Origin of the sequence: Streptomyces sp. A 4/2 (assembly GCF_940670765.1) — a bacterium.
Classification (GTDB): Bacteria; Actinomycetota; Actinomycetes; order Streptomycetales; family Streptomycetaceae; genus Streptomyces.
Genome location: NZ_CALNVW010000101.1, coordinates 1 through 394, shown reverse-complemented (window position 1 = coordinate 394; position 394 = coordinate 1). Strand labels below are relative to the sequence as shown.

General features: G+C 70.3%; 1 pseudogene. It reads right to left on the bottom strand.

Annotated features, from left to right (window positions below):
• Positions 1-394 (bottom strand): annotated as a pseudogene (locus tag NBY69_RS37210) (carbon-nitrogen hydrolase family protein); the annotation flags it as partial.

Genomic DNA, 394 nt, shown 5'->3' with positions numbered 1-394 from the left:
TCGTAGAGCCCGTTCTGCGCCAGGCGGCGCCAGGGCCGGGCGTACCGAAGAGCTACGTCGATGTCCGGGTCGGTCGAGTCGAGGTCGATGTCCGCGACCGCCAGGGTGGGTTGCCCGTCGGCGGGGCACTGCGCCAGCCACCGGCCGCCGGGTGCAACGATCCCGGACGGCACCGTGGCGCTGAACTGCGCCGGCACGGCGTAGCCCAACCAATAGCTGTACAGCGTCCCGTAAGCCTGGGCGACGCGCGCCCTCGGAGCATCGTCGACCATCACGGAGAGCAGGACGAGGTCGGCGTCCAGGCGCTCGTACTCGGCGAAGAGCGACGGGAAGTTCGCCTCGACGCACAGCGCGCAGCCGATCCGGATGCCGTCCACCTCGAAGACCACAGGCT